Source organism: Treponema sp. JC4, from assembly GCF_000260795.1.
Taxonomy (GTDB): domain Bacteria; phylum Spirochaetota; class Spirochaetia; order Treponematales; family Treponemataceae; genus Treponema_D.
In genome coordinates, this window is the sequence record NZ_AJGU01000085.1 from 1 (window position 1) to 3,071 (window position 3,071).

1 rRNA gene is annotated in these 3,071 nt (G+C 51.0%); it reads right to left on the bottom strand.

Annotation, left to right across the window (positions count from 1 at the left end):
• Positions 1-62: 62 nt before the first annotated feature.
• A 23S ribosomal RNA gene (locus tag MSI_RS13225) occupies positions 63-2,989 on the bottom strand.
• Between the last annotated feature and the right edge of the window lie 82 nt (positions 2,990-3,071).

The following is a 3,071-nucleotide window of genomic DNA, read 5'->3' on the forward strand; positions in this document are numbered from 1 at the left end:
TTTCTGCTGCACGACCGGAGCGTATCTTGAAGTGTTTCCGTATTGTAAACGGAGATGAGAATATGGTCAAGCCTCACGACCTATTAGTAATGCTCGGCTGAACACATCGCTGTGCTTACACCTGCATCCTATCAACCAGATAGTCTCTCTGGGGTCTTCAGAAGACTTATAGTCTTAGGGAAGTCTTATCTTGAGGTGGGCTTCCCGCTTAGATGCTTTCAGCGGTTATCCCTTCCGAACTTAGATACCCAGCACTTACCCTTGGCAGGATAACTGGTAAACCAGAGGTTCGTCCACTTCGGTCCTCTCGTACTAAAAGCAGCTCCTCTCAAACTTCCAGCGCCCATAACAGATAGGGACCGAACTGTCTCGCGACGTTCTGAACCCAGCTCACGTACCGCTTTAATTGGCGAACAGCCAAACCCTTGGGACCTGCTCCAGCCCCAGGATGCGATGAGCCGACATCGAGGTGCCAAACTTTCCCGTCGATGTGAACTCTTGGGGAAAATCAGCCTGTTATCCCCGGAGTACCTTTTGTCCGTTAAGTGATGGCCTTTCCACTCAGCACCATCAGATCACTAAGACCTACTTTCGTACCTGCTCGGATTGTCACCCTCGCAGTCAAGCCTCCTTGTGCCTTTACACTCGTACGCTGATTTCCAACCAGCGCGAGGAGACCTTCGCGCACCTCCGTTACTCTTTGGGAGGCGACCGCCCCAGTCAAACCGCCTGCCTAACATTGTCCCCAAACCTGCTTCAAGGCTAAGGTTAGAAATCCTGTCCATCAAGGCTGGTATTTCACCATTGGCTCTGCGCAACCTGACGGCCACGCTTCACTGCCTCCCAGCTATCCTACACATAATGAACAGGATCCCAATATTAAGTTACGGTGAAGGTTCACGGGGTCTTTCCGTCTAATTATGGGTATCCGGCTTCTTTACCGGAATATAAATTTCACCGAGTCTCGCGTTGAGACAGTGCCCAGAATCGTTACACCATTCGTGCGGGTCGGAACTTACCCGACAAGGAATTTCGCTACCTTAGGACCGTTATAGTTACGGCCGCCGTTTACTGGGGCTTCGATTCACAGCTTCAGATTGCTCTTGACCGCTCCTCTTAACCTTCCAGCACCGGGCAGGTGTCACCACCTATACGTCCCATTACTGGTTCGCAGATGGCTGTGTTTTTGATAAACAGTCGCCTGGGCCTGCTTTGTGTCGCTCCTCATCTTTAACAACAGGAGCCGCACTTCTTCCGAAGTTACGTGCGCATTTTGCCGAGTTCCTTAACGCGAGTTCGCTCGTGCGCCTTAGATTACTCATCCCACCTACGTGTGTCCGTTTACGGTACGGTTTGATAAGCCACACCTAGGAACTATTTCCCGGCACCTTGATTACGTCCGCTTCGCTTCAACTTTCTTTCCGCTCGCTGTAACAACTCAGCTCGGAAGTTATTTTAACCACTCCCTCAGCACCTCGTTGCTTTGACCGGGACAACCGTCGCCCGGCCGGATTTCACCTCATGCGTCATTCCATAGAAACTTATCAAGTATCGGATTATAAACCGATTTCCCATCGACTACGACTTTCGTCCTCGCCTTAGGGGCCGACTTACCCGGGGCAGATTGCCTTTACCCCGGAACCCTTAGGTTTTCGGCGGACGGGGATCGCACCCGTCTTTTCGTTACTTATGCCTGCATTCTCTCTTCTGCCTCCTCCAGAGCCGGTCACCCGTACTCCTTCATCAGTTAGCAGAATGCTCCCCTACCAGTCATCACCTATGTGATGAATCCGGGATTTCGGTATCATGCTTAGCCCCGTTACATTGTCTGCGCAAAGATGCTCGACCAGTGAGCTGTTACGCACTCTTTTAAGGAATGGCTGCTTCTAAGCCAACCTCCTGGCTGTCTGTGCATCTTCACTTCATTTAACACTTAGCATGATTTTGGGACCTTAATCGCCGGTCCGGGCTGTTTCCCTCTCGACTATGAACCTTGGCGCACACAGTCTCACTCCCATACGCTGGCTTACGGCATTCAGAGTTTGATTGAACTTTGTAGGATTTGACTCCCCATTGTCCATCCAGTGCTTTACCTCCGTAAGCTTTGTATGAGGCTGTCCCTAAAGGCATTTCGGGGAGAGCCAGCTATCTCCAGGTTTGATTAGCCTTTCACTCCGATCCACGAGTCATCACTACCTTTTTTAACAGATTACTGTTCGGTCCTCCAACAGGTGTTACCCTGCCTTCAACCTGCTCATGGATAGATCACCTTGGCTTCGGGTCCACGTCATGCAACTTACTCGCCCTTATCAGACTCGCTTTCGCTCCGGCTCCGGAACTCCAATTCCTTAGCCTCGCTGCATAACGTGACTCGCAGGTTTATTCTACAAAAGACACGCCACTACACTTGCGTGCTGTGACATCTTGTCAGTCTATGGTTTCAGGTTCTATTTCACTCCCCTTACCGGGGTTCTTTTCACCTTTCCCTCACGGTACTTGTACGCTATCGGTAGCCGTCTAGTATTTAGCCTTGGATCGTGGTCGACCCGGATTCGGACTGGGTTTCTCGTGCCCCGCCCTACTCAGGATACTGCTAGAGACTGTCGGATTTCGGATACGAGGCTTTCACTCACTCTGGCGCGCCTTCCCAAACGCTTCTCCTATCTTTCAGTTTTTACAAACTCACGTCGCAGTCCTACAACCCCACAAAATGTGGTTTGGGCTCCTCCCCGTTCGCTCGCCGCTACTTGGGGAATCTCTATTGATTTCTGTTCCCGCATTACTTAGATGGTTCACTTCATGCAGTGTGACTTCCGGCACCTATTTTATTCAGTGCTTCGGATGATACATTACTGTACCGGATTACTCCATTCGGATATCCGGGGGTAAACGGATGTGTGCTCCTGACCCCGGCTTTTCGCAGCTTACCGCGTCCTTCTTCGTCTTACGGCTCCATAGGCATCCGCCATAGACCTGTATTCGCTTGACCATATTCTTATCTCCGTTCATTACTGCCTTATCCGCCGTTTCTGCCGCTTTTTATTCAAGCTTCGGCTTCCTCACAACTCGGC